Origin of the sequence: Salmonella sp. SAL4457 (assembly GCF_046548235.1) — a bacterium.
Taxonomy (GTDB): domain Bacteria; phylum Pseudomonadota; class Gammaproteobacteria; order Enterobacterales; family Enterobacteriaceae; genus Salmonella; species Salmonella enterica.
Genome location: NZ_JBGDZO010000879.1, coordinates 1 through 255 on the forward strand (window position 1 = coordinate 1; position 255 = coordinate 255).

The 255-nt window shown below is 49.0% G+C and carries 1 pseudogene; it reads left to right on the forward strand.

The annotated features are described in order from the left end of the window. Nucleotides 1–240, forward strand: a pseudogene (locus ACLJNW_RS26715) (hypothetical protein); the annotation flags it as partial. Nucleotides 241–255: the final 15 nt, after the last annotated feature.

Here is a 255-nt window from a genome sequence, read left to right on the forward strand (position 1 = left end):
CTATTAATCAAGAAAATCGGCCCCAAAAAGGTCAGCCTTCACGGGGGCGATTACGAGAGATGGAAAAGCGTCAGCAAAGGCGCGATTCGCGTGAGCACGGAAGAAATCGACGTCCTAGTACAAATTTTCCCTAATTACGCATTATGGATTGCAAGCGGTTCCATCGCCCCAGAAGTCGGCCAAACTAGCCCCGACTATGACGAAGCCAATCGAAACTTGTCCAATCAAAACGCGGGATAGCGATCACTAGAAAAG